At 68.3% G+C, this 25,178-nt stretch carries 24 protein-coding genes and 1 pseudogene; 18 read left to right on the forward strand and 7 right to left on the reverse strand.

What is annotated here, in order from left to right; translation table 11 throughout:
- The 5 genes from ABZ490_RS49825 to ABZ490_RS49845 all read right to left on the reverse strand — a co-directional run.
- The coding region (locus tag ABZ490_RS49825) for a CoA transferase subunit A (protein WP_359006898.1) at positions 1-641 on the reverse strand (641 nt) is incomplete at its 3' end.
- Entirely contained in the window at positions 641-925 is a 285-nt protein-coding gene (catC, locus tag ABZ490_RS49830; protein ID WP_359006901.1) for a muconolactone Delta-isomerase, read from the reverse strand. The genes ABZ490_RS49825 and catC, both read right to left, overlap by 1 nt.
- A 7-nt stretch (positions 926-932) precedes the next feature.
- On the reverse strand, positions 933-1,787 hold the full coding sequence (gene catA / locus ABZ490_RS49835) for a catechol 1,2-dioxygenase (RefSeq protein WP_359006904.1): 855 nt from the start codon (positions 1,785-1,787) through the stop codon (positions 933-935).
- A gap of 50 nt (positions 1,788-1,837) precedes the next feature.
- On the reverse strand, positions 1,838-2,941 hold the full coding sequence (locus ABZ490_RS49840; protein WP_359006907.1) for an enolase C-terminal domain-like protein: 1,104 nt from the start codon (positions 2,939-2,941) through the stop codon (positions 1,838-1,840).
- Positions 2,938-3,846, reverse strand: a complete 909-nt coding sequence (locus ABZ490_RS49845; RefSeq protein ID WP_359006910.1) for a LysR substrate-binding domain-containing protein — start codon at positions 3,844-3,846, stop codon at positions 2,938-2,940. Before ABZ490_RS49845 ends, ABZ490_RS49840 begins: the two co-directional genes overlap by 4 nt.
- Positions 3,847-4,085: 239 nt before the next feature.
- Here ABZ490_RS49845 and benA point away from each other — a divergent pair, with 239 nt between their 5' ends.
- The 5 genes from benA to ABZ490_RS49870 all read left to right on the forward strand — a co-directional run bounded on the left by benA (position 4,086) and on the right by ABZ490_RS49870 (position 10,767).
- Positions 4,086-5,438: a benzoate 1,2-dioxygenase large subunit gene (gene benA / locus ABZ490_RS49850; RefSeq protein WP_359006913.1), complete on the forward strand. Its 1,353-nt coding sequence runs from the start codon at positions 4,086-4,088 to the stop codon at positions 5,436-5,438.
- Positions 5,439-5,446: 8 nt separating this feature from the next.
- Positions 5,447-5,941: a benzoate 1,2-dioxygenase small subunit gene (gene benB / locus ABZ490_RS49855; RefSeq protein ID WP_359006963.1), complete on the forward strand. Its 495-nt coding sequence runs from the start codon at positions 5,447-5,449 to the stop codon at positions 5,939-5,941.
- A gap of 22 nt (positions 5,942-5,963) precedes the next feature.
- Positions 5,964-6,995 (forward strand): benzoate 1,2-dioxygenase electron transfer component BenC, encoded by a 1,032-nt coding sequence (gene benC / locus ABZ490_RS49860; protein WP_359006916.1) that lies wholly within the window; start codon positions 5,964-5,966, stop codon positions 6,993-6,995.
- Complete coding sequence (locus ABZ490_RS49865) at positions 6,992-7,774, forward strand: 1,6-dihydroxycyclohexa-2,4-diene-1-carboxylate dehydrogenase (RefSeq protein ID WP_359006920.1); 783 nt, start codon at positions 6,992-6,994, stop codon at positions 7,772-7,774. Before benC ends, ABZ490_RS49865 begins: the two co-directional genes overlap by 4 nt.
- Positions 7,775-7,986: 212 nt before the next feature.
- A complete protein-coding gene (locus ABZ490_RS49870; RefSeq protein ID WP_359006923.1) occupies positions 7,987-10,767 on the forward strand; it encodes an AAA family ATPase in 2,781 nt (926 codons plus the stop codon).
- Between the two features lie 176 nt (positions 10,768-10,943).
- Here the strand turns inward: ABZ490_RS49870 and ABZ490_RS49875 are convergent, their stop codons facing one another.
- A complete protein-coding gene (locus ABZ490_RS49875; protein ID WP_359006926.1) occupies positions 10,944-11,144 on the reverse strand; it encodes a hypothetical protein in 201 nt (66 codons plus the stop codon).
- Between the two features lie 78 nt (positions 11,145-11,222).
- Positions 11,223-11,822 carry a TetR/AcrR family transcriptional regulator gene (locus tag ABZ490_RS49880; RefSeq protein WP_359006929.1) on the reverse strand — a complete coding sequence of 200 codons (600 nt, stop codon included), beginning with the start codon at positions 11,820-11,822 and terminating at the stop codon, positions 11,223-11,225.
- Positions 11,823-12,034: 212 nt separating this feature from the next.
- On the opposite strand from ABZ490_RS49880, the gene ABZ490_RS49885 reads away from it, so the two are divergent.
- From ABZ490_RS49885 to ABZ490_RS49945, 13 genes and pseudogenes are all read left to right on the forward strand, one after another.
- Complete coding sequence (locus tag ABZ490_RS49885; RefSeq protein WP_359006932.1) at positions 12,035-13,192, forward strand: serine hydrolase; 1,158 nt, start codon at positions 12,035-12,037, stop codon at positions 13,190-13,192.
- Positions 13,193-13,441: 249 nt separating this feature from the next.
- Positions 13,442-13,561, forward strand: coding sequence for a hypothetical protein (locus ABZ490_RS49890; protein WP_359006965.1), 120 nt, complete (start codon positions 13,442-13,444; stop codon positions 13,559-13,561).
- Between the two features lie 265 nt (positions 13,562-13,826).
- A complete protein-coding gene (locus ABZ490_RS49895) occupies positions 13,827-15,191 on the forward strand; it encodes an aromatic ring-hydroxylating dioxygenase subunit alpha (protein WP_359006934.1) in 1,365 nt (454 codons plus the stop codon).
- Positions 15,188-15,727, forward strand: coding sequence for a 3-phenylpropionate/cinnamic acid dioxygenase subunit beta (locus tag ABZ490_RS49900; protein ID WP_359006937.1), 540 nt, complete (start codon positions 15,188-15,190; stop codon positions 15,725-15,727). Before ABZ490_RS49895 ends, ABZ490_RS49900 begins: the two co-directional genes overlap by 4 nt.
- Positions 15,724-16,938, forward strand: a complete 1,215-nt coding sequence (locus ABZ490_RS49905; protein ID WP_359006940.1) for an FAD-dependent oxidoreductase — start codon at positions 15,724-15,726, stop codon at positions 16,936-16,938. The genes ABZ490_RS49900 and ABZ490_RS49905 overlap by 4 nt, the downstream gene beginning before the upstream one ends.
- Complete coding sequence (locus ABZ490_RS49910; RefSeq protein ID WP_359006943.1) at positions 16,935-17,792, forward strand: VOC family protein; 858 nt, start codon at positions 16,935-16,937, stop codon at positions 17,790-17,792. The genes ABZ490_RS49905 and ABZ490_RS49910 overlap by 4 nt, the downstream gene beginning before the upstream one ends.
- On the forward strand, positions 17,789-18,118 hold the full coding sequence (locus ABZ490_RS49915) for a non-heme iron oxygenase ferredoxin subunit (protein ID WP_359006946.1): 330 nt from the start codon (positions 17,789-17,791) through the stop codon (positions 18,116-18,118). Before ABZ490_RS49910 ends, ABZ490_RS49915 begins: the two co-directional genes overlap by 4 nt.
- Entirely contained in the window at positions 18,111-18,995 is an 885-nt protein-coding gene (hcaB, locus tag ABZ490_RS49920; protein WP_359006949.1) for a 3-(cis-5,6-dihydroxycyclohexa-1,3-dien-1-yl)propanoate dehydrogenase, read from the forward strand. The genes ABZ490_RS49915 and hcaB overlap by 8 nt, the downstream gene beginning before the upstream one ends.
- A 246-nt stretch (positions 18,996-19,241) precedes the next feature.
- Positions 19,242-20,870 (forward strand): amidohydrolase, encoded by a 1,629-nt coding sequence (locus ABZ490_RS49925; RefSeq protein ID WP_359006951.1) that lies wholly within the window; start codon positions 19,242-19,244, stop codon positions 20,868-20,870.
- A 144-nt stretch (positions 20,871-21,014) separates the two neighbouring features.
- Positions 21,015-22,415, forward strand: coding sequence for a glutamine synthetase family protein (locus ABZ490_RS49930; RefSeq protein ID WP_359006954.1), 1,401 nt, complete (start codon positions 21,015-21,017; stop codon positions 22,413-22,415).
- A gap of 63 nt (positions 22,416-22,478) precedes the next feature.
- Positions 22,479-23,972, forward strand: a complete 1,494-nt coding sequence (locus ABZ490_RS49935) for an APC family permease (RefSeq protein ID WP_359006957.1) — start codon at positions 22,479-22,481, stop codon at positions 23,970-23,972.
- On the forward strand, positions 23,969-24,913 hold the full coding sequence (locus ABZ490_RS49940; RefSeq protein ID WP_359006960.1) for an alpha/beta hydrolase: 945 nt from the start codon (positions 23,969-23,971) through the stop codon (positions 24,911-24,913). The genes ABZ490_RS49935 and ABZ490_RS49940 overlap by 4 nt, the downstream gene beginning before the upstream one ends.
- Before the next feature lie 175 nt (positions 24,914-25,088).
- Positions 25,089-25,178 (forward strand): annotated as a pseudogene (locus tag ABZ490_RS49945) (4'-phosphopantetheinyl transferase); the annotation flags it as partial.

A 25,178-nucleotide genomic window follows, 5' to 3' on the forward strand; every position in this document is an offset into this window, starting at 1 on the left:
CCGGGCTCCACCAGTTCCTCCACCTCGGCGACCGTGATCCGCCCGGCCATCGCGGAGAGCGGGTTGAAGTTGCGGGAGGCCTTGTTGAAGACCAGATTGCCGTGCCGGTCGCCCTTGGCGGCCCGGACCAGCGCGAAGTCGGTGCGGATGCCGCGCTCCAGGACGTACGGGGTGCCGTCGAAGTCGCGCACCTCCTTCGGCGGGGAGGCCAGCGCGACGCCGCCCTCACCGTCGTAGCGCCACGGCAGCCCGCCCTCGGCGACCTGGGTGCCCACTCCGGCGGGGGTGTAGAAGGCGGGGATGCCCGCGCCGCCGGCCCGCAGCCGCTCGGCGAGGGTGCCCTGCGGGATCAGCTCGACCTCCAGCTCCCCGGCCAGGTACTGGCGGGCGAACTCCTTGTTCGCGCCGATGTAGGAACCGGTCACCCGGGAGATCCGCCCGGCAGCGAGCAGGACCGCGAGGCCCGACTCCATCGCCCCGCAGTTGTTGGACACGACCGACAGCCCGCTCACGCCCCGCTCGTACAGGGCCTGGATGAGGACGTTCGGCACGCCGCTCAGTCCGAAACCGCCCACCGCCAGCGACGCGCCGTCCGGCACGTCGGCCACCGCCTCGGCAGCCGATGTCACGATCTTGTCCATCAGCCGGCTGCCAGATCAGAGGGGTGCTGAGCGAGAGGCGTGACCTCGACCCTCATGTAGGAGAAGAGCGGCAGGTTCCACAAGATCCGGTGGAGTGCCTCGTTGTCGGTGACGTCGAAGACGCTGATGTTGGCGTACTGACCGACGCACCGCCAGATGTGCACCCACGCACCGGACTTCTGCAACTCCCGGCAGTAGATCCTTTCGCGGGCCACCAGATCCGCGCGGACCTCGGGGGCGAGGTCGCGCGGAATCTCGACGTCCATCCGTACCGCGAACAGCACTGTTCCCTCACGCCTTGTCGAGGACGAAGTCGTACGTGACTTCGCGGCCGCTGCCGCCAGCGACCGGGGCCGGGTCCAGGATCAGCTCGGGCTTCACGGCCGAGGCGATGTCGTCGGTCACGTGCTCGCCGCCCTTGAAGTACAGCTGGGTGGTGATGAGGTGGTGCCCAGGAGCCGAGACCTTGAGGTGCAGGTGGGCGGGGCGCCAGGCGTGCCAGCCGGCCGCGGAGATGAGCCGGCCGCAGGAGCCGTCGGTCGGAATCTGGTAGGGCGCGGGCTGGACGGTGTGGATCCTGAAGTTGCCCTGCTCGTCGCCCACGACGGTGCCCCGAAGGTTCCACTCGGGGAGCCCCGGTGCGAACTGGGAGTACAATCCGTCGTCGTCAGCGTGCCAGATCTCGACCATGGCGCCGGCCAAGGGGGTTCCGTCCACGGAGCGGACCTGTCCTTGGAAGAGCAGCGGGATGCCGCCCTCGTTCTCGCGCATCGGCAGGGTCGCCTCGGTGGGCGTTCGCGGGGCGCCGGGGACGTAGTACGGCCCTTCGATGGTGCCCTTGCTGCCCTCGCGGTTCTCGTTCGCGACCTCTTCGACCACGTGCTCCAGCCACACGTCGAGGAAGAGCGGCCACTCGCCGTCTGCGCCGACCTGGATCAGCCAGGACTTCAGCACGTCGTACTCGGCGTACGTCACCTTGTGACGGCGGATGATGTCATGGGCGGCGGCCAGGAGTTCGGAGACCAGGGTGTCGACGCGCTTCGTGTCGACGTCGGCGGTCGCCGTCCGCTGCTTGGTGCGGAACTGCTCGGTGGCGGCGGCTCCCGACGCTGCCGCAGTGGCCTGCTCGATGGTGGTGTCGGTCATGGCGATACCGTCCCTCAAGTGCGTTCTGTCAGATGATTGCTGATGGTTCATCAGTGGTCCTGGCGGTAGCGCGCCAGCTTGTCGGGGTCGATGTCGATGCCGAGTCCGGCGCCTTCACGGATACGAAGCGTTCCGTTCTCGATGGTCAGCGGTTCGGTGAGGAGGTCGTCGGTCATGTCGAGGAAGTTCGACAGCTCACCCGCGTATCGCGCGCTGGTGCGATGGGCGGCGCCGAAGGCGACCGAGCACAGCGTGCCGACTTGACCGTCGATCTGGTTGCCCATCACGACCTCGACGCCCAGCCCCTCGCACTCGTGCAGCACGCGCTGGGAGGCGGTGAAGCCGGTGCGGGCGGTTTTGACGCTGATCGCGGTGGCGGAGCCGCCGAGGAGCTCGCGGGTCACCTCCGCCGCCCTGGTCGCGCTCTCGTCGGCGATGAAGGGGACCGCGCTCTGCGCGACCAGCCACCGGCGGCCCAGCACGTCGTCGGCGGGGCAGAGTTCCTCGGCGAAGGTGAGCCCGAGGTCGGCCATCTCGCGCAGGGCGCGTGCGGAGTCGGAGGCGGTCCAGCCGCGGTTGCCGTCGATGTACAGCTCCACGTCCGGGCCGAGCGCTTCGCGTAGCGCCCGGCAGGCCGCCACGTCCTCGCCGTACGGCTGCCGGCCGACCTTCACCTTGAAGGTTGTGATGCCGTACGTGTCCCGGATCCGTTCGGCCTCCGAGACCATCTCCTCTGCGGGCGCGAAGCCGACCATGTGGCTGACCCGCATGCGGTCGGTGTAGCCGCCGAGCAGTCCGGACACCGGCATGCCGGCGGCCTGGCCGAGGATGTCCCACAGGGCCATGTCGATCGCGGCCTTGGCGGTCGGGTTGCCCACCGTCCGGTCGAGCCGGGCGTGAACGGCCTCCCGTTCCAGCGCCGTGAGACCGAGGACCTGCGGTGCGAAGATCTTGTCGATCACGGCGATGATCGACTCCTGCGTCTCGCCGTACGTGTACGGGCGGGGCGGCGCCTCGGCGGTACCCGTCAAGCCCTCGTCCGTATGCACCCGGACCAGGACGTGGTCGGCGGTTCGCACCTCGCCGCTCGCGAACTTAAGCGGTTTCGCATAAGGAATGGCAAAGGGAATTGCCTCCACACTGACGATTTTCATGCCACCCCTTCAGTCCTGTCGAGAAGCACGCCGTTCCGCTCCAGAACGCCCAGCAGATTCCGCAACAGCGGAGATTCGTCATTGGTGCGCCAGGCCAGAACGAGCGGCACGGACAGCGCGTCGTCGACCTCCTTGCACAGCACTCCCTCCCGCGGGGCGGAGCGGATGGAGTCCGGCAGGACCGCGATGCCGAGTCCGGCCGCGACCAGGGCCAGGGCGGCCGAGGTCTCGGTGACCTCGTAGGCGCAGTGCGGGTAGAAGCCGGAAGCGAGGCAGCTGCGGACGACGGCGTCGTTGACGACGGAGCCGAGCGCGGCGCCGTACATGATGAAGGCCTCGTGGCGCAGCTGCTCGACGCGGACGGTCTCGGCCTCGGCGAGCCAGTGTTCCTCGGGCACGGCCACCACCAGTGGCTCGTTCGCCAACAGGCAGTGTTCGATGCCCTCCTGACGGGTCGGCGGACGTAGCAGGCCGACGTCGAGGCGCCGCTCGATCAGCCCGAGCTCCTGGGCGGGCGTGAGCATCTCGGTATGCACCTCCATCATCACGTGTGGCATCTCGCGTTTGAGTAGCCGGGCAAGTGCCGGCAGTTGGCGGTACGAGGCGGAGCCCGTCAGACCGACCCGCAGCACCCCCTCCACGCCCGACGCGAAGCGGCCGACTCTCGCCGCCGCCTCGTCGACGGCCTTGAGGATGCGTTCCACGTCGGTGCGGAACACCTCGCCGGCACCGGTCAGGGCGACCTGCCGCGTAGTGCGTGTGAAGAGCTCCACGCCCAGTTCCGACTCCAGACGGCGGATCGCCTGGGAGAGCGGGGGCTGGGCCATGTGCAGAGCTTCCGCGGCCTTTCCGAAATGACGCGTCTCGGCGACGGCCAGGAAATACCGAAGATGCCTGAGCTCCATCGGGCTGCCCTTTCGGTTTTCGGGGCCTCGAATGTGCTCCAGCGTAGGGAGCGAACCCCATACCCCACAAATATCTGGTTCCAGCCTATTGAGACGCCTGAGATATCAATACCCCCCTGGGTCAACCCTGGGGGATTGTCGGGGGCCCACTCTTCACCTGGCTGTCATGGTGCTGAAAAGCAATGGCAATGAGATCGGCCGACCGGGCCGGTCCGGTCAGCGGTGAAAGGGACGGGAACATGGCCGAGGACTTCAGCCGTGCGCGGACCATCCTCGAAGACGCCCTGGTGGAGGACCCGGACAACGGTGTGTACCGGGTGCGGCGCAGCGTCTTCACCGACGAGGAGCTCTTCGAGCTGGAGATGAGGCACATCTTCGAGGGGAACTGGGTCTATCTCGCGCACGACAGCCAGATCCCGGAGGTCGGTGACTACTTCACGACGTACATCGGCCGCCAGCCCGTGGTCTTGTCCCGCGACAAGCAGGGCGAGCTGCACTGCCTGATCAACGCATGCAGCCACCGCGGTGCGATGCTGTGCCGCCGGAAGACCGACAACCGCACCACCTTCACCTGCCCCTTCCACGGCTGGACGTTCAGCAACAGCGGCAAGCTGTTGAAGGTGAAGGACCCGCGGGACGCCGGCTACCCCGAGCAGTTCAACACCGACGGCTCGCACGACCTGAAGAAGGTGGCCCGCTTCGAGAGCTACCGCGGCTTCCTGTTCGGCAGCCTCAACCCGGACGTCAAACCGCTGAAGGAGCACCTGGGCGACGCGGCGGTCGTCATCGACATGGTCGTCGACCAGTCCCCGGAGGGGCTGGAGGTGCTGCGCGGGGCATCGACGTACCACTACGACGGCAACTGGAAGCTCCAGGCGGAGAACGGCGCCGACGGCTACCACGTCTCCGCCACCCACTGGAACTACGCGGCCACCCAGGCCCGCCGCACCTCCGGAGAGTCGAAGAACGACACCAAGACGATGGACGCGGGCGGCTGGTCCAAGCAGAAGGGCGGCTTCTACTCCTTCGACCACGGCCATCTGCTGCTGTGGACCAAGTGGCTGGACCCGGCCAACCGACCGCTGTTCGACAAGCGTGACGAGCTGGCCGAGCAGTTCGGGGCGGAGAAGGCCGACTGGATGATCGGCGTCTCCCGCAATCTGTGCCTGTACCCGAACGTCTATCTGATGGACCAGTTCAGCTCGCAGATACGGCACTTCCGGCCGATCTCCGTCGACAAGACGGAGGTGACGATCTACTGCATCGCGCCGAAGGGCGAGCCGGCCGAGGACCGTGCCCGCCGCATCCGACAGTACGAGGACTTCTTCAACGCCACCGGCATGGCCACCCCGGACGACCTGGAGGAGTTCCGCTCCTGCCAGAAGACCTACTTGGCCGAGGCCATGCCCTGGAACGACCTCAGCCGAGGCACCGTGCACCAGATCGACGGCCCGGACGAGGACGCGAAGAAGATCGGTATCAACCCGATCGCGAGTGGCGTGCGCACCGAGGACGAGGGCCTCTACCCCATCCAGCACGGCTACTGGCTCGACACCATCCGCAAGGCCCTGGACCCGGAGGCGGCGAAGTGACCACGGCGATCGAAGAAGTCACGCTAGAAGGAATCCAGCAGTTCCTCTACCTCGAGGCCCGTCACCTCGACGATCGCGAGTTCGAGAAGTGGCTGGAGTGCTACCACCCGGACGCCGAGTTCTGGATGCCCGCCTGGGCGGACGACGACGAACTCACCCGTGACCCCCAGACCGAGATCTCCCTGGTCTACTACCCGAGCCGGGCCGGCCTGGAGGACCGCGTCTTCCGCATCCGCACCGACCGCTCCAGCGCCACGAGCCTGCCCGAGCCGCGCACCGGTCACAACATCACCAACGTCGAAATCACCGGCCGGGACGGCGACATGGTGGACGTGCGGTTCAACTGGTTCACGCTCTACTACCGCTACCAGACGACCGACACCTACTTCGGGACGTCGTACTACACGCTCGACACGTCCGGTCCGGAGCCGCTGATCACCCACAAGAAGGTGGTCCTCAAGAACGACTACGTGCACCACGTCGTCGACATCTACCACGTCTGACCCGTCTGAAATGAGTTCCCGCATGTCATTCCAGGTCGCCCTGAACTTCGAGGACGGCGTCACCCGCTTCATCGAGTGCCGTCCGGACGAGACCGTCGCCGAGGCCTCCTACAAGGCCCGCATCAACATCCCCCTCGACTGCCGGGACGGCGCCTGCGGCACCTGCAAGTCGCTGTGCGAATCGGGCCGTTACGACGGTGGCGACTACATCGAGGAGGCGCTGGCCGAGGACGAGGCCGCTCAGGGCTACTGCCTGCCGTGCCAGATGACCCCGCAAAGCGACCTCGTCCTGCGCATCCAGTCGTCGTCGGCGGCTGCGAAGACGGCGGCTGCCACACATACCGCCACCCTCACCGACATCAAGCGACACTCCAGCACCACAGTCGAGTTCACGCTCGACGTCGACGACCGAGGAGCGCTCGACTTTCTGCCCGGCCAGTACGTCAACATCGCCGTCCCGGGGACCGACCAGACCCGCTCGTACTCCTTCAGCTCCGGGCCAAACCAGCACCGGATCTCCTTCCTGGTCCGACTCGTCGACGGCGGAGCGATGTCCGGCTACCTCCACGAACGGGCCCGGCCTGGCGACCGCCTCGAGTTCACCGGCCCCATGGGCGGTTTCTACCTGCGCGACCTCACCCGCCCCGCCCTGCTGCTGGCCGGCGGTACGGGCCTCGCCCCATTGCTCTCGATGCTCGAGCGGCTCGCGCAGAACCGCCTCGCCCACCCCGTGCACCTGCTCTACGGCGTGACCACCGACGAGGACCTCGTCCACGTGGACACGCTGGAGGACTTCGCCGAGCTCATTCCCGGCTTCACTTTCGACCACTGCGTGGCGGACCCCGGCAGCACGGCACGAACCAAGGGTTTCGTCACCGGACTGATGGACGCGAGGACCCTCCATGACGGGGAGGCGGACGTCTACCTGTGCGGACCGCCCGCCATGGTCGAGGCCGTGCGCGGCCATATCGCCCGCATGGGCGTGGCCCCGGTGAGCTTCCGCTACGAGAAGTTCACCCCGGCCGCCGTGCGAGCGACCGCGGAGGCGGCGTGAGCGCGGCCGCCGTGCACCTTGACAGGTTCGCCGGAAAGAATGCCGTCGTCACCGGCGCCGCCCAGGGCATCGGTCTCGCGGTCGCCCGCCGTCTCGTCGCCGAGTCCGCCGAGGTCGTATTGGTGGACCGCGCCGACATCGTTCGGGAGGCCGCGGACGACCTCAAGGCGCACGCGGTCCTGGCGGACCTGGAGACGTACGAGGGCGCGCGGTCCGCCGTGGCAGAGTCCCTCGGAGTGCTCGGCCATATCGACGTGCTGGTCAACAACGTGGGCGGCACCATCTGGGCCAAGCCCTATGACCACTACGCGCCCGACGAGATCCAGGCCGAGATCCAGCGCTCGCTGTTCCCCACGCTGTGGACCACCCGAGCCGTCCTGCCCCACCTCATCGAGCGGGGCTCCGGGACCATCGTCAATGTCTCCTCGATCGCCACTCGCGGCATCCACCGCATCCCGTACTCGGCGGCCAAGGGCGGTGTCAACGCCCTCACGACCTCCCTGGCCATGGAGGCCGCCCCGTACGGTATCCGGGTGGTGGCCACGGCGGCCGGCGGCACGGACACGCCGCCCCGGCGCGTGGTCAGGGGACCCGCACCCCGCACCGAGCAGGAGAAACTGTGGTATCAGCGGATAGTCGACCAGACGATCGACTCCTCGCTGCTCAGGCGCTACGGCACCCCGGAGGAGCAGGCCGCCGCGATCTGCTTCCTCGCCTCCGACGAGGCTTCCTACATCACCGGCTCAGTGCTCCCCGTCGGCGGTGGAGACCTCGGCTGACGTCCACCCCCCTTCCCCGGCAACCGCTGCCTGGGCGCCTCCCACGCATGCGGCCGGGCAGCGGTCCCCATCCGTCCGATCACGCTGAACGTGCGGACCAGCGATGAACATGCGGGGCGCGGTAGCACTCCTCTGGCATTCACCCGCGCCGGCAGACCCGAGAGCCTTCTCGCGGCTGCCGCCGCCCTGCGGCGGTGCTAGCGTGCTCGCACATGGATGACCGCCCTGAGCTGCAGAGAAGCCTGATAGGGCGGGCGGGCGAGGTAGCCGAGCTCGTTCGCGCGATCAGCGCTGCCCGTTCCGGCCACTCAGAGCTGGTCGTGGTCGGCGGCCCGGCGGGAATCGGCAAGACGGCGCTCGTGGAGCACGTCCTCTCACAGCATGGATCCGATGCGGGCCTGATCCGTGCGGCCGGTGTGTCCTGGGAATCCGACCTGCCGCTGGGAATCGCCGGCCAGCTTCTGGGCGCCCACGACACCGTCCTGCCCGACCCGACGGCTCCCGAGGCGGTGTTCGACACCGGCCGCGTCCTGCGAGGCCATTGGGCGGCCCGTCAGGAGCGGGAACCGGTGATCGTGATTGTCGACGACGCCCACTGGGCCGACGTACAGAGCCTGCGCGCCGTCCGGTCGGCGCTGCGCCGGATGCCCACCCAACGGATCCTCGTGGTCCTGATCGCACGGGCCGATCCGCACGAGCTGTACGACGTGGGACAGGCCCACAAAGGCCTCCCGCTCTCCGTGCTGCGGACCCTGGAGTTCCTCGACGGCTGCCAGGGCGACGCCGTACGACTCGGGCCGCTGGGTCCCCAGGACATCCGGACACTCGCGCGCGAGGCCCAGGGGCTTGCTCTGGACCTGCCCTCGGCGCGGCATTTGTGCCGTCACACCAGGGGCAATCCCCGGTACGCCGTCGAACTGCTGCGGGAGCTGCCGCCGGAGACCTGGCGGGACTGGCGTCCCGAGCTGCCCGCTCCCGCCCGCTATACCGAGATCATCCGCCGACGGCTCACCGAGTGCGGCGAGAACGCGCAGTGTCTGGTGGGGGCCTGCTCCGTACTCGGCGAGGACACGCCCCTCGCGGAAGCAGCCGCCCTGGCCGGCCTCGACGAACCGTTGCCCGCGGTGGACCAGGCCCGCGCGGCCGGAATACTGACTGCCACCATCGACTCCGGGCGCGCCCAGCTGACGTTCGCCCACCCGCTCGTCCGCGCCGCGGTCCTGACCGGCATCGATTTGACCCGGCGTGCCGAACTGCACGGTCGCGCTGCGGAGATCACCGAGAACCGTGGACGCAAGCTCACCCACCGGGTGGCGGCCTCCACGACGGCCGACGAGACACTCGCGGACGAACTCGACCGGTACGCCGCCGAGCGTGCTTCGGCAGGCGAGTGGTCCGCCGTGGCCGACGCCCTAGTCCGAGCCAGTAGGCTGAGCATCGGCCGCGCCACGCGAGAGGATCGGTTGCTGCGCGCCGTCGACGCGATGATCGGAGCCGGGGACGTACCGCAGGCTGCCGCGTTCGCGGCAGAGCTGGAGAGCTTCCCGTCAGGTACCCCGCGGGACGTCGTCCTCGCTTATCTGGCCATCATGCGCGGGCGCCCCTCGGAGGCCGAGACCTTCCTGGCCGAAGCCGAGGAACGCTGTGACGCGAAGCGCCGGCCAGAGCTGATGGCGAGGATCTGCCAGCGCCGGGTGCTGCACGCCCTGGGCCGTTGGGATGGCCGCGACCTGGTGGCCTGGGCTCGCCGAGCGCTGGAACTGGCGGCGGCAGATGATCCGTCGGGCATCGAGGCGGAGGCCGTGCTGGGCCTGGGGCTCGCGATGGCAGGCCGTTCCGGGGAGGCCCTGGGCGCTTACGAGGCAGCCGCCGCGGTACTCCCCGGTGGGGCTCAGCCGCAGCGCTTTCAGGTCGGCCGAGGCTGGGTCGACCTGGCGATGGACCGGCCGGAAGACGCCCGCCGCAGGCTTGAGGCCGCCGTCCCGACGGTCTACCGGATGGGCTCCACACGCATCTCGCTGTGGGCACAGGGCTGGCTCGCCCGCACGCAGTTCGCTCTGGGAGCGTGGCCGGATGCGCTGGAGACCGCGCAGCGGGCCGAGGCCAGACTCGCTGAGGTCCACATCGAACTGGTCCGCCCCCTGGTGCACTGGACTATCGCCCAGATCAGTGCTCTGCGTGGCGACTGGACGGCGGCTGACCACCACGTGCGGGAGGCGGCGGCCGACCTCCATCACTACGAGGTCATGCTGATTCCGTCCTGTCTGGCCCGCGCCCAGGTTGCCGAGGCCCGCGGTGACTACGAGCGCGTCGTCGAGGCTCTCTCCCCGGTGGCCCAGCTCACCGCGCGCGAGTCGATCGACGAGCCCGGATTCTGGCCCTGGCCCGACCTCTACGCCAACGCGCTGGTGATGACCGGCCGACTCGACGAGGCCGACACTTTCCTGGCCCTGCACGAGGAACGCGCCGTGCGCCGGGGCCGACGTTCCGCACTCGCCCGCTTGGGTCTGGCACGGGGCCGTCTTACGGCCGCGCGCGGTGACATCGACACGGCCCGCAGGGAGTTCGAGCAGGCTCTCGCACACCTGGACAACCTTCCCCTCCCGTACGACCGTGCCCGGGTCAACTTTGCCTTCGGACAGACCTTGCGCCGCGCCGGCAAACGCCGCGAGGCCGACTCCGTCCTGAAGAACGCCAGCGATGCCTACGCCACCCTGGGCGCCCGCACATACGTGGAACGCTGCGAACGCGAACTACAGGCAGGTGGCTTGCACGTCCCCCGTTCCGCTGCGGGCATGGCCCGGCTGACCCCGCAGGAGCAGGCGGTCGCCAATCTGGTCGCGGCGGGGGCGACAAACCAGCAGGTGGCGCTGGAGCTGTTCATCTCCGTCAAGACGGTGCAGTACCACCTGACCCATATCTACGCCAAGCTCGGCATGCGCTCCCGCAGCGAACTGGCCGCACGGTTCAGGGACTCACCGCCCGCCGGATGACCTGTCGGCCCGCCAGAGCGGAGGCTGGCATGTGCCACACCGTCCCCGGTCTGGCGGCGCGCTATGGGTCCAGCCGTCGACCCCGACTCCGGCGGATTGGACGGGAGGTCGGTAGGACAACGTCGCCGGCGTGCCGTGCGCCGACACGTTGTGGCGTGTGTCCCGGATCCCGGCTCTCAGGCCGTCGAGGGGGAACTCCTTGGCCTCGGGCTCGCGGACGGCGGAGCCGGGTGCGGGTCGACGACCTGCGGAGCAGGGTTGCGGTTGATCGGCAGACGCAGGACGTCCGATGGCGAGAAGTGGCCCACAGGGCCCGCGGCGGACTTGGTGATCCCGATCATCGCCGGTTCCAGGTCGGCGAAGAAGATGCTGTCCACAGGGGGCCTGTGAAACACCGGTCCTTCAATCGTTCATGCCCTCATGGGCAGTGGAGCCGGAGGGACACAGACCGCTTGTCAATCGCGGGTGTCCGCCGTGGGCGAGCCGGTGGTGCGCTCCACGAGACGTACGGCGAAGTCGATCGCACGGTCGGCCCTGGCCTGGTCCCGGGAGACGAACAGATCGAGCTGAAGGCCTCGTAGCTGGGCGAGCAGAAGGGTGGCCAGGGCAGAGGCGTCCTCGGGAGGCCAACCCTCCCGAGCAAGGCTGTCGGACAGGACGGAGATCCAGTCCTCGACGATCGACTGCGCGAGATCCCGGTCCCTGTTGGCCTCGAAAAGCAGCAGGAATCGTCGCTGCTGCTGCGGCTCGCAGAGCTTCTTCCACACCGCCCTGACGAGTGCGGCTGTCGATCGGGCCTCAAGAAGCTCCATGTCCGAGGCCATGCTCGTGGCCAGATCCGTCCGGATGCTCTCCAGGACACCCGTGATCAGCTCGTCCTTCGAGGAGAAGTGCCGCAACAACGTCGCATGGCTGACGCCGAGGGCCTGTGCCACCGGCCGTAGCGACAGATCGGTGGCGCCGTGCTCGAGGACGTATTCCGTGGCCGCGGCCAACAACTCCGGACGTCGGTGCTGGAAACGCAGGGTGCGCCCGTCGATACGGGAAGTACTCACCGCAGTCCTCCATCTCCGTGTCCGGGAAAGTAAGCCTACCAGGCGGTTGCCCTAACCGGTTGGTACTGCTACTTTCCGTGTTACTGCACTTCAGGATTTCGGCTCTTTCCCCTGGCTGGGCTTCCCGCTGAGCCTCCGATACGGCGCACCGACAAACGGCTTCGGTCGGTTCGGCAGTTGGATCCAGGCCCCGCCTCGATCTAAGGACAACCATGACCGAAAAGCGGCGCAAGTCCATGGCCGACCTTGGTCTCTTCACCGGCACACCGCAGCACGAGCACTTCTGCCGGATGGAAGACTTCTTCCCCACCCGTGAGATGCCACCGGGGTCCCGGCCCCTTCCCTGGCCGCGGGGCCAGGAGATGCCCCTCCCGGAGGCCTTCGTCGTCGACGGCGTTCCGCGGTCGAGCAAGGAGTTTCTCCGCGACACCGACACCGCGGCCCTTCTGGTTCTCGTCGACGGGTCGGTCAGGCACGAGAGCTACTTCCTGACCGGCGGTTCGGACGTGCGGTGGGTGTCCATGTCGGTTGCGAAGAGCTTCGTCTCCGCCCTCGTCGGCATCGCCATCGGCGAGGGGCACATCGCGAGCATCGAAGAGCCGATCAGTGATTACGTCCCGGTGCGGTCCGGCTCTGCTTACGACGGCGTGTCCATCAGGAATGTGCTTCAGATGTCCTCCGGGGCACGATGGAACGAGAACTACGGCGACGCCTCCTCCGACATCTTCCAGCTCGGCGCCGCCGCCATGGGTATTGGCGGCACCCTCGACGACTTCGTCGCCCGCATGGCGCCCGAGAGCAAGCCCGGTACCGTGTGCCGATACAGCTCGGGCGAGACCCAGATCCTGGGCGCCCTGGTGGCTCAGGCGACCGGTCGTTCACTCAGCGACTACATGGCGGAGAAGCTGTGCGAGCCCCTCGGTATGGAGTCGGCAGGCCACTGGCTGCTGGATCCGGCAGGGAGGGAACTGGCGTACGCCGGGCTCAACCTCACCACACACGACTACGCCAGAATCGGCGAGCTGTACCGGGGCGGCGGCAGCTGGCATGGACAGCAGGTCGTCCCGGCTGAGTGGGTACGCGACTCGGTCACCGTGGCCGCGCCGCACCTCGAGCCGGGTCGACCCCTGGTCGGCGGTCAGCCCGTCCCCCTCGGTTACGGCTACCAGTGGTGGATACCGGCGGGAGATCGCGGCGAGTTCGCTGCCATCGGCGTCTACAACCAGTTCGTCTTCGTCGATCCGGCTGCCGATACCACGATCGTCAAACTGTCCGCCAACCGGAGGTATGGGACATCCCCCGAGGAGGCCGCCAACCGGGAGATGGAGACCATCGCATTCCTGCGTGCGATCGCGCGGCACGATCAATGACCTCGGCACCGCCGCCCCGGCTTAAGCGAGCAGGAGCCGGTCGGCGGACCTCGCGCGACAACTGACCGGTTGATCCGGGTCCTGGGGAAGCCCGGGCCGCCCTCAGACAGGGAGACGCGCTCACGCTGCACATCACCCACGACCTTGTGCTCTCTGCACGCCGCTCCCCGTGACCCTCGCGGCCTGGCCCTGCGGACAGGTGTTGCGGGTCAGGACGGTGGCGACGGCGCATAGTGGTGGGCAAGGTTGGTGGAGGAGGTCCTCTACGGGCACCCCGGCGTGGCGGAGGCGGCTGTCCTGGGTGTCCCGCACGACATCCTCAGCGGCGACGCGTCCGCCACTGTGGTATTCCGGCCGGGAGCCGAGTAACGGCCGGACGCGTGTACTCAGTTCGTGAAGCACCGCGCCGCACCGTACACGTACCCGCGTCACATCCACTACCTGGGCACCCTGCCCAACGGGACCGGCGGCAAAAGCGTCAAGCAGGAGATCGTCCCCCCACCGGCATGACGATTCACGGGCCCTTGATGATCGTGGCTGCCTTGGGCGTCACTCGGTACACCGAGCCGTATGGCGTGAGCGTGCGCAACGCCACGACTACTCCGCGACACCCACACTGCCTCCCTCCCCGGACGTGCGTCCTCTCCCACCGGTCCGCTTTCAGGCCCGGTTCCAACGCGCGGAATCGCAAGGTGGACGTTCCGCTCGCCTGCCCCTGAACATCGGGTCCGGACGGAAGGTACTGAGCCTGATGAGCAACTACTGCGAATTGGTCGACCCGGATCAGGGTCGCGTGAGCGCGTTGATCTATGCCGACGACGCCATCCATGACGCCGAGATGCGCAACATCTTCGGGAGATGCTGGCTGTTTCTGGCACATGAGTCGATGCTGCCCAAGCGGGGGGACTATCTGACCACATCAATGGGTGAGGACCCGGTCGTGGTCGTCAATCAGGGCGGCGGTGAATACGTGGCCTTCCTGAACCAGTGCCGGCACCGCGGTATGCGCCTGTGCCGTGCCGACGAGGGAAACGCCCGGGCGTTCACCTGCTCCTACCACGGCTGGGTCTACGACCTCGGCGGGAAGCTGGTCCAGGTCCCGCACGAGGAGGACGGTTACCTCGGCACACTGGACAAGTCGAAGCTCGGCGCTCAGCGCGTTCCGCGGCTCGTGAACCATCGGGGATTCATCTTCGGCACCTGGGCCGAGGACGGGCCGTCCTTCGAGGAATACCTGGGCGACATGGTCTGGTATTTCGACTCGTTCGCGGACCGCTGGGAGCGCTCAGAGGTGCTGGGCGCGGCCAACCGGTGGATCATCGAGTGCAACTGGAAACTGCCTTCCGAACAGTTCGCCACGGATGTCTACCACGCCGAGACGAGCCACGTCTCCGCGCTCATCGCGCAGGGAAAACAGTGGGTCGACGCGGAAAGCCGCGGACTTCAGTTCAGCTCGCCCGGCGGCCATGGGACCGGCTTCTACCTCGATGACGCCCCGGACATGACCAACTATGGAGAGGCCGTCGACGAGTACCGGGCCGCGTCGCGGCAGAAGGAGATCGACCGGCTCGGTGAGACCCGCGCGGTGCATGTGCGCGGCCACAACACGATCTTCCCCAACTTCTCCTTCCTCGTCGGCACCAACACCTTCCGGGTCTGGCAGCCGCGTGGACCGCACTCCATCGAGGTCACGGCCTGGACCCTGGCCGACCGGGACGCGCCCGCGGAGGTGAAGGACGCGATCCGGCGCAACGCCATCCGTACCTTCAGCGCCGGCGGGATCTTCGAAGCCGAGGACGGCGAGAACTGGGCCGAGATCCAGCAGGTCCTGCGGAGCGGGCGAGCCCGCCACGCGTCCTTCAACTTCACGATGGGGATCGGTGACGCCGGCAGGCACCCGGACTTCCCGGGAGTCATCAACAACATCTACAGCGAGGAGGCCGGGCGCGCATTCTACCGTCGCTGGCTCCAGCTGATGGAGGACGGAGAGCGGTCGTGAAGCAGGACGTACTTTCCCCGGTGGGTCTCGAAGTCCACTTCGAGGTGAGCCAGTTCCTGAACCGCGAGGCCCGGCTCCTGGACGAGCGCCGGTTCGAGGAGTGGCTGACGCTCCTCGCCGACGACATCCGGTACGTCGCCCCGGTACGGCTGGCCAGAATGCCCCGTGAGGAGAGCAGGGAGTTCGAGCCGGCCGGCGGCGGCGCCCATTTCGACGACTCGAAGGAGGACCTGGCTGAGCGAGTGCGCAAGCTCGCCACTGGCCGCGCCTGGTCGGAGGTACCGGCCTCCCGTACTCGCCATCTCATCACCAACGTCGAGGTCGAGATGGCCGAAGGTCCCGACTCGTACGCGGTGCGTTCGAACTTCCTGGTCTACCGCACGCGGGGCGCGACGTACGAGGACACGTTCGTCGGCACCCGCCAGGACGTGCTTCGGCGCCGGTCTGCCGGCCCCGCGGACTTCGAGATCGCCACACGTCGGATTCTGCTCGACCAGACGGTCGTGCTCGGTAACAACCTGTCGGTGTTCCTATGACGAACTCGGTTGCCATCATCGGTGGCGGACAGGCCGGTGGCACGCTCGCGCAGGCGTTGCGCCAGCGGGGCTTCACCGGCCCCGTGACCCTGGTCTCCGCGGAGACGACGCCGCCCTATGAGCGGCCTCCGCTGTCGAAGGGCGTCCTCGTCGGCGACGACCTCACGCACGTGGTCCCTGCCGACTTCTACGCTCAGAACAATGTGGACATCCGGCTGGGGCGCAGGGCGACCGAGGTGCGACGGGACGACCTGGGCCTGGAGGTCGTGCTCGAGTCGGCACCGCCGCTGAACGCAGACACGGTCGTCCTCGCGACGGGCTCACGCCCGCGGGCCATCTCCGTCCCCGGTATGGACCTCGAGAACGTCGTCTCCCTCAACACCATCGCGGACGCCTGGCACATCCGGAATCAGCTGTCGCGTCTCGAACGCGTGGTGATCGCCGGTGCGGGGTTCGTCGGGACCGAGGTCGCGGCCTCCCTCCGGGGGCTGGGCTGTGACGTCGTACTGGTGGAACCCGCCCCCCAGCCGGCGACCCGGCTCGGGCCGTGGGCGGCCGAGGCCGTCCGGGAACTGCACGAGGCCGCGGGGGTGCGGTTCGTCCAGGACGTGCTCGCGGCGGCCGAGGGCGACACCCGAGTACAGCGTGTCGTCACGGCGGGCGGTGAGGTGCTGCCGTGCGACCTGTTGCTGGTCGCCGTCGGAAGCGCTCCGAACCTGGAGGTCGCGGCCAACAGCGGTCTGGACTGCGCCGAAGGGATCGTCTGCGACGACCGGGGCCGGACGTCGATGGCGGACGTGTACGCGGTCGGCGACGCGGCTTCCTGGCCCTACGGCCCCCTCGGGCGGCTGCGTGTGGAGCACTTCCGCACGGCCATCGATCACGCACAGGTCGTCGCCGGAGACATCCTCGGCGGGCCCGCCGAAGGCTCGTCGCTGGTGCCCTGGTTCTGGACGGACCAGTACCAGCACCGCTTCGAAGTCGCCGGGCGGCCGGACCAGGGCACGACCGAGGTGCGGCGGCACGGGCCGGCCGGCCGGCCCTACCTCTCCCTGCACCTGCGGGACGACCGCCTCGTCGGCGCCATCGGTCTCGACCGTCCCAGGGACGTACGAGCGGCGTCGCAGCTCATCCGCACGCAGGTGCCCGTCAGCCCCGACCTCCTCGGCGACCCCTCCATCGATCTACGAAAGGCAGCGGTACCAGCATGAACGGCGTTCGCACACTGGGCTACCTCGGCATCCACTCGGCTCAGCTCGATGAGTGGCGGAGGCTCGGCGATCTGCTCGGCGCGGAGGTCGTCGACCGAGGAGCACAGCGGCTCGACATCCGCCTGGACCGGCGGGAGTGGCGGGTCCGCGTTGAGGCGTCCGATCGCGAGGACCTGGCCTACGCCGGCTGGGAGGTCGCGGACGACAGGGACCTGGACGAGCTCGTCGAGAAGCTGGGCAAGCTCGGCCACGTCTTCGAGGAGGCGTCCGAGGAATCAGCCCGGGCCCGACAGGTGGAGCGGCTGGTCCGGGGCACCGACCCCGACGGCAACACGGTGGAGCTGTTCCACTCCGCGGCGGTGAGCGGCAGCCCGTTCCTCTCCCCGCACCAGGTGACCTTCGACACCGGTCTGGGCGCCGGCCACATGGTGCTGTGGTGCGGCGACGTCCAGGCGATGCTCGACTTCTACCGCGACGCACTGGGCCTGCGGGTCACGGACACCATCCACCTGAGCCAGGAGTCCATCTACTTCCTGCGCTGCAACGAACGGCACCACAGCCTCGCCCTCGTCGGCGGACGCGGTGAGTGGGCCCTGCAGCACCTCATGTTCGAGGTGGACACCGTGGACGCGGTCGGCGCGGCGTACGAACGCTGCCTCGACTCCGACCTGGCACAGACGACGCTGGGCCGCCACTCCAACGACGGGATGTTCTCGTTCTACGCGATGGCGCCGGGCGGCTACACCATCGAGTACGGCCACGGCGGCCGTCACATCGACGAGCGCACCCATCAGGGCGCCAGCTACGTCACCACCAGCTGGTGGGGCCACCGAGACCTGAAGGCGAGCCGATGACGGAGACCCTGATGACCTGGACCCGTGCCTGCTCGACCGACGACGTGCCGGACAGCGAAGGGCGTCGCTTCGAAGTAGGCGGCCACACCCTGGCGATCTTCAACGTCGACGGAGAGTTCTTCGCCTCCGACGACACGTGCTCCCACGGAGAGTCGTCCCTTTCCGAGGGGTACGTGGAACCGGACTGCGCGGTCGAATGCATCGCGCACATGGCGCGCTTCTCCCTGCGTACCGGGGCGGTGCTCGCTCCACCGGCCACCGTCCCGATCAAGGTCCATCCCGTCCGTGTCGAAGGGACCGACGTCCTGGTGGGGCTCGATGCCTGAGCCCGGGGCCGCAGTCGGACCGGGGGAAGGGCACGGTCGGCTCGCGGGACGGGTCGCCGTCGTCACCGGCGGTGGGTCGGGCATCGGACGTGCCGTCGTCGACCGCTTCGTCGCCGAGGGCGCCTCGGTGGCGGTTCTCGAACTGTCTCCCGAGCGAGGCAAGGCCGTCGAGGCCGCGCACCCGGCCGAGGTCGTCGTCGTGCAGGGCGACGCGACCCGGCTGGGCGACAACCGCTCTGTGGTGGACACGGCGCTGGACCGGTTCGGTCGTCTGGACTGCTTCGTCGCGAACACCGGGTTCTGGGACTTCGGTGTGAGCGTGGAGGATCTGCCCGGCGACGAGCGGTTCGACTCGGCATTCGACCAGCTGTTCGCGCTCAATGTGAAAGCGCTGCTGGCCGGGGCGAAGGCCGCGGTGCCGCACTTGCGCGAGACCCGCGGCTCCATCGTGATGACGGCGTCCAACGCGAGCCTGCACCCAGGCGGGGGAGGCCCGCTCTACACGGCGGCCAAACACGCCGTCGTGGGTCTGGTGCGCCAGCTCGCCTACGAGCTCGCGCCTGAGATTCGGGTCAACGCGGTGGCGCCGGGCGGCATGCTCACCGCGCTGGCGCCTCCACCGGCTCTCGCACACGCCGCGTCGAGCATCGCCGACCTCCCGATGGACGACCTGATCTCCCTCGTGTCACCGCTGGGATTCCTTCCCAGGCCCGAGGACTACACCGGCTGGTACGTGGCTCTCGCGTCCGCGTCCGACGCGCTCACGATCACCGGCACGGTCATCGAATGTGACGGTGGGGAGTCGGTCCGTGGCCGGGCCTTCTCGGAGTACGCCAGAACGCTCGCCGGTGATCCCAGAGCCGAGCGGAGTACCTGATCGCGTTCACGGTGACGAATGCGCCGATCAGCCCGGGTGCTGCACAAGCCCCGGGCTTCGTTCGTTCTTCCCGGATCGCGTCTGTCAGTACAACGCGTGGGCAACGGTTCGTCCTGAAGTCGCGGTGAGTTCCAGCAAGTGGAACCGGCCCGTCGACCAGCGGCTCGGCGGCCCCTAATTTCAGCGTCCAGCTCACCCGAGCAGCGCCCCCCGACCGGGCATGGCCCTGGACGAACGGAGACAGTCATGGCGCAGAACCGGGATTTCCTCATCTTCAACGCGACGGTGCGCACGGTGGACTCCCGCGATTCCGTCGCGGAAGCCGTGCTCGTGAGCGGTGGCCGGATCGTTGCTGTCGGGACCGAGGAACAGATACGCGCCTCCGCCGCGCCGGACACACAGCTCATCGACGCCGGCGGCCGTACGGTCGTCCCAGGCTTCATCGACGCCCACAACCACCTCAGCGTCGCGGCGTTCGCGCCGGACAGCGTCGACTGCTCGACACCGCCCCTGACCACCCTCGACGAGGTCCTCGAGGTCGTCGAGAAGCACTGCAAGACCCTTCCCCCGGGGCAGTGGGTACGTGGCATGGGCTTCCACATGTCGCAGATTCGCGAGCAGCGCAATCCCACCCGCCACGAGCTGGACGAGGCCGCGCCGAACAACCCGTTCTTCCTCCTCGACGCCAGCTGCCACGCCGGATACGCCAACAGCCTGGCGCTCGGCGAGGTCGGCATCAGCGCGCACTCGCCCCAGCCATGGGGCGGTGAGATCGAGAAGGACGACAAGGGCGAGCCGACCGGAATCCTCCTGGAGGCCGCGTCGAACCCGCTGCACTCGGCGTCCTGGAACTCCTACGCCGAGCGCGACCCGGACCGCGCCGTGGAACTCCTCCACACGAAGGCGCGTGAATACGTCGCCGTGGGTCTGACCGGAGTCGGCGACGCGATGGTCACCGCGAAGGCCGCCGAGCTGTACCGCAAGGCAGACGCGGCGGGCAAGCTCCCGCTGACCGTGCAGCAGCTGCACCACGGCGACCACTTCTTCGCCATGCAGGACCTGCGCCGCTACGACATCGTGGAACAGCTCAAGGAACCGAGCAGCGAGATGCTGCGCGGCGGCACCCTGAAGGTCTACGTCGACCGGGCCTACCCCGACGGGCCCGCCCTCGACCAGATCCATGACGGGTGCACCCAGCACGTCGGTTCGTCCTTCTACACCAAGGGCGAGGTCCTCGACCTGGCACTGCGGGCGAGCGACCTCGGTGTCAACACCGCGATCCACGCGATGGGCAGCTGCGCTGTGGACACGGTTCTCGACGCATATGAGGCCGTACGCGGGCGGAAGGGCTCCGACTCGGTCCTGCGGATCGAGCACGCCTTCGTCGCGGACCCCCGGCAGGGCGCCCGGATGGCGGATCTGGGAGTCGACCTGGTGGCCAACCCCGGCCTCGGCTACGGGTGGGGCGGCTTCTTCAGCATGTGGCGCGGTGAGAACCAGCCCCACCTGCGGGTGCTGCCCGTGCGGAGCATGATCGACGCCGGGGTCCGGGTGAGCCTGGCCTCCGACCATCCGTGCGGGACCTTCTCGCCGCTGGAAATCATGTGGACCGCGGTCGCCCGGACGGACTTCCAGGGGCTGCCGGTGGATGCGGAGGAGGCGATCACGGCCGCCGAAGCGCTCCGCGCCTACACGATCAACGCCGCCCACGCCTCGAACCGTGCCGCCGAGGAGGGGAGCATCGAGGTAGGCAAGCGCGCCAACCTCGTCGTCCTGGACCGGGACATCGTCACCTGTCCGGTAGCGGACATCCGGGCCGCACAGGTGGACATGACGTTCGTCGACGGTCGGCTCGTGCACGAGCGCGACAGGTGAAATGGAATTCCCGGGCCGAGGCCATTTTCGAAAAGCGACACCCCTCTCACCGGCATTGTTCCGGCAGCTGAAACCCACCGGTTGCTGCGGCGGAACACACCGCTGAACACTGAACACGTCTTGACTGGATTTACCGGAGGATCGATGGGAAACAACCACCCTTCCGCGAGTTCTGAAGAGATCGCGAAGGTACGGGCCACGCTGGAAGAGCGTGGCATCAAGCGAGTACTCGTGGGCGGGGCGGACGTTCACGGCCAGTTCCGCGCCAAATTCATTCCGGCATGGCGTTTTGCCAAGGACCCGGCCGCGCCCATCCACATCTCCGACGTCATCGCCATCCTCGACATCGAGGACGAGATGATCCCGCGTCCGGCCGGCTACGAAGGATGGTGGCCGACCTGGGACAGCGGCTTCGAGGACATGGAGTGCGTGCCCGACCTGAGCACCTTCACCCCAGTGCCCTGGATCGAGGACGGCGCCATGGTGCTGGTCGACTTCCGGGACCACGGCGGCCGCCCGGTCAGGGCACTGCCGCGCAACGTCCTGCGCAACGTGGTCGACCGCGCCACCGGACTCGGCTTCACGCCCAGGATGGCCGGCGAATACGAATTCTTCGTTTTCCGTGAGACGGCCAAAACCGCCCGTGAAAAGGGTTTCCGTGATCTCGCGACCCTGGGTGAGGGCGCCACCATGTACGGCGGCGAACGCGCCCACGCCGACCTCGGACTCATCGGCGCCATGGAACAGGCCTGCGAGAGTATCGGCATCAAGATCGAGGCCGCGGTGACCGAGGGAGGCCCGTCGCAGTACGAGCTGAACCTGACACCGCAGTCCGCCCTCCGCGCGGCCGACGAGGGATTCCTCTTCAAGTTCGTGGTCAAGCGCATGGCGGAGTCACTCGGACACACCGCCACGTTCATCCCGAAGCTCGGTGCCGGAGGCTTCGGGTCGAGCATGCACGCACACCAGTCCCTCTGGGCCGGTGAGCGCAATGTGTTCTTCGACGCGAAGGCCCCGCACGGCCTCTCCGTCACGGCGCGCCAGTACGCCGCCGGCATGATGAGGACGCTGCGTGAGTTCACCGCCGTTTACGCCCCCTTCGTCCTCTCCTACAAGAGGTTCGAGGGCGGAGCCGAGACCGCCGCCGGAAGCAAGGTCACCTGGGCCGTCGACAACCGGACCACCGCGGTGCGGGCCGTCTGCGGACCCGAGGCCCACACCCGGCTCGAACTGCGCACCCCTGGTGCGGACGCCAACTCCTACCTCGCCTTCGCCGCGATGCTGGCCGGTGGTCTGTGGGGCATCGAGAACGACATCGACCCCGGTGAGCCCTACATCGGCAACGCGTACGCGGACCCCGCGGTCGACACCGTGCCCGCCACGCTCGGCGAGGCGCTCGAGCTCTTCGAACAGAGCGAGGTCGCGAACAAGTACTTCGGCGAGGACGTCGTCCGGTACTACACCGAGACCCGCCGCTGGGAGGTCGAGCAGTTCAACAGCGCCGTCACCGACTGGGAGCTCGGCCGCTACTTCGGCAACGTCTGACCGACCGCGCCACCTCAAGCAGCACGCGGGAGCACGGGGGCCGCGTCAACCCAAGGAACAGACATGACAATTTCCGAGGTCGAGGGCAGACAGGCCCTCAAGGAGAACTCGGTCGGCGCGGCAGGCATTGTCTTCTTCGTGGTGGCCGCGGCGGCCCCGCTGGCCGCGTCGGTGGCGACGGCGCCCATCGTCTTCGGCTACGCGGGGCTCAGCGCCCCGCTCGCATACGTGGCCGTGGGCGTGATCCTGTTGCTCTTCTCCGTGGGATACGCCCTCATGAGCCACCACGTTACGAGTGCCGCCGGTCTGGCGGCCTTCGTGGAACGCGCACTCGGCCGCAAGGCCGGCTTCGCGAGCGCCTTCATCGCCGTGCTTTCCTACGGCGCCGTGGTCATGGGCATCTACGGTGGCTTCGGCTTCTTCGCGAGCTATTCGCTCGAGGCCCGCTTCGACTTCCATGTGAGCTGGTTCGTCTGCGCGGCCGTCGCATGGGCCCTGGTCAGCTTCCTGGGATACCGCGCGGTGGAGGTGAGCGCCCGGCTCCTCGGCGTGCTGCTGGTCCTCGAAATCGGCCTCCTCGTGGTGTTCGACATCGTCAGCACGGCGCGAGGCGGCGCTCAGGGCGTCGGCTTCGACGGCTTCGTCCCGACGGAGATCACCTCCGGAAGCGGTTTCGGTGTCGCCCTTCTCTTTGCTGCCGTGGCCTTTCTCGGTTTCGAGGCCACCGCGATCTACGGAGAGGAGGCGAAGTCGCCGCGCAAGACCATCGCCACCGCGACCTACGTGTCCGTACTGATCATCGCGGTGTTCTACGCCATCACGATGTGGGCTCTCGGCAACGCCTACGGCGGTGACCGGGTCGTGGCGGAGGCGACCAAGAACCCGGGTGGCCTCGTGCTCGACGCGATGCCGACCTACCTGGGGCACGGAACGCTGGACATCGCGAACGCGCTCGTGGTGACCAGCTACTTCGCCGCGCTCCTGGCGCTGCACAACACCCTCGCCCGCTACATGATGTCACTCGGCCGCGCCGGCGGACTGCCCAAGGCGGTCGGCGGGGTGCACGCGCGATGGCAGTCCCCGCACACGGCCAGCCTCGTCGTCTCCGCAGTCACCGCCTTGGTGGTGGGCGCATTCGCGGCCGCCCACGCGGACCCCTTCCTCCAGCTCTTCGGCTGGCTCACGGGCATCGGCACCCTCGGCATCTTCGTCCTCCAGGCGGCGGCCTCGGTGGCCGTGGTCGTCTACTTCCGTCGGCACACGGACCACGGGCCCGGCTGGTCCACCCTGGTCGCGCCGACCCTGGCCTTCCTGGGCCTGGGCACCGTGCTCGTTCTCGCGCTGCGCAACTGGGCGCTGCTGTCCGGGGCGACAGCAGGGCTGCCGACTCAGCTTCCGTGGCTCGTCCCGATCTTCGCCGCCGCCGGAGTCGCGGTGGTCGTGCTCCGCAAGGGCAAGGTCACCTCGCTCGCGGGCGGAGCGGGCGAAGGGGCGGCGACGGGTCCGAACACCAGTAGTGAAAGTGCCATCGGCGATACCAAGGAGATGCCAGCGTGATCGAACTTTTCCACCTCTCCCAGCCGGTCCGGTGCAGGCCCGCGGACCAGTGGCCCGGCGTCGCCGTCGAGTTGCTGGGCACCCAGACCCGCTTCGTGCAGGGCAGCCGCTGGCGTCACCGCGTCATCGAGGCGGGCGATGACAGCGGTGAGCCCCTGATCCTCATCCACGGCGTCGGCGGCCACGCGGAGTCCTTCACCCGCAACCTGCACAACCTCGCCCGTCAGGGCTTTCACGTCTACACCGTCGACGCGCTCTACCACGGGTTCACCGACAAGGAGCCCTACGACGACGACCAGCGGTACGTGTACCAGGTCGAGGCCCTGGTGGACCTGATCGACGCGCTCGGGCACGACACCGTACACGTCGAAGGAGAGTCGATGGGTGCCACCATCGCCTTCCACTTCGGACTGAGCCACCCCGACCGGGCCCGCAAGATCGTGCTCAACACGGGCTTCGGCCATGTGAAGCTCAAGAAGACCGACTTCGAGCCGGTCAAGGGCGACCTCGGAGAGCTGGCCCGGCTGTCCCGGGAGGTCGTGCTGGACCCGAACCAGGAAGCGATGCGCAAGCGTCTGGAGTGGGTCGTCGCGCACCCGGAGTCGATGACGGACGACATGGTCGCCATCCGGCTCGCGCTCTACCGGAACCCGGAGATCAACACGTCGATGCGCAAGGTCTTCCGCATCGACAAGGACTGGAAGTGGGAGCTCCCCTACACCGAGGAGGACCTCCGGGGTTACAAGCCCGAGACCCTGGTTCTGTGGACCGAACACAATCCCGGGGACGGTCCCGACTACGGCGAGTACATCGCGGGCATCCTCCCGGGCGGGAAGTTCTACTGCGTCGGGGACGCCGGTCACTGGCCGCAGTGGGAGAAGCCCGAGGAGCACGACGCGGTGCTCACCGAGTTCCTGCTGGAGAAGCCCTACCAGGCGTAGGAGCCCTCCGCTCAAGCTGCCTCTTCCGATACGCCGCACCGTGGTGGAAGAGGCCGGGCCACCCCGAGCCTGACCGGTGTGGCCCTCCGTCTCCCCGGCCGACGGCCAGGGGCCGAGGACGATTCGCTGCCACCCCGCTGTCCTTGTCCCCGGAGACACCGCCGCGCCGACCGTGCCTCTGGTACCGGACGCGCGGGGGGTGCCGCGCTGGCCCGACGGGGTGGTGGGGAGCATGACGCACTGCCGGGGATACCGGGCCGCCGTG

Origin of the sequence: Streptomyces sp. NPDC005811 (assembly GCF_040630405.1) — a bacterium.
In the GTDB taxonomy this organism is placed as follows: domain Bacteria; phylum Actinomycetota; class Actinomycetes; order Streptomycetales; family Streptomycetaceae; genus Streptomyces.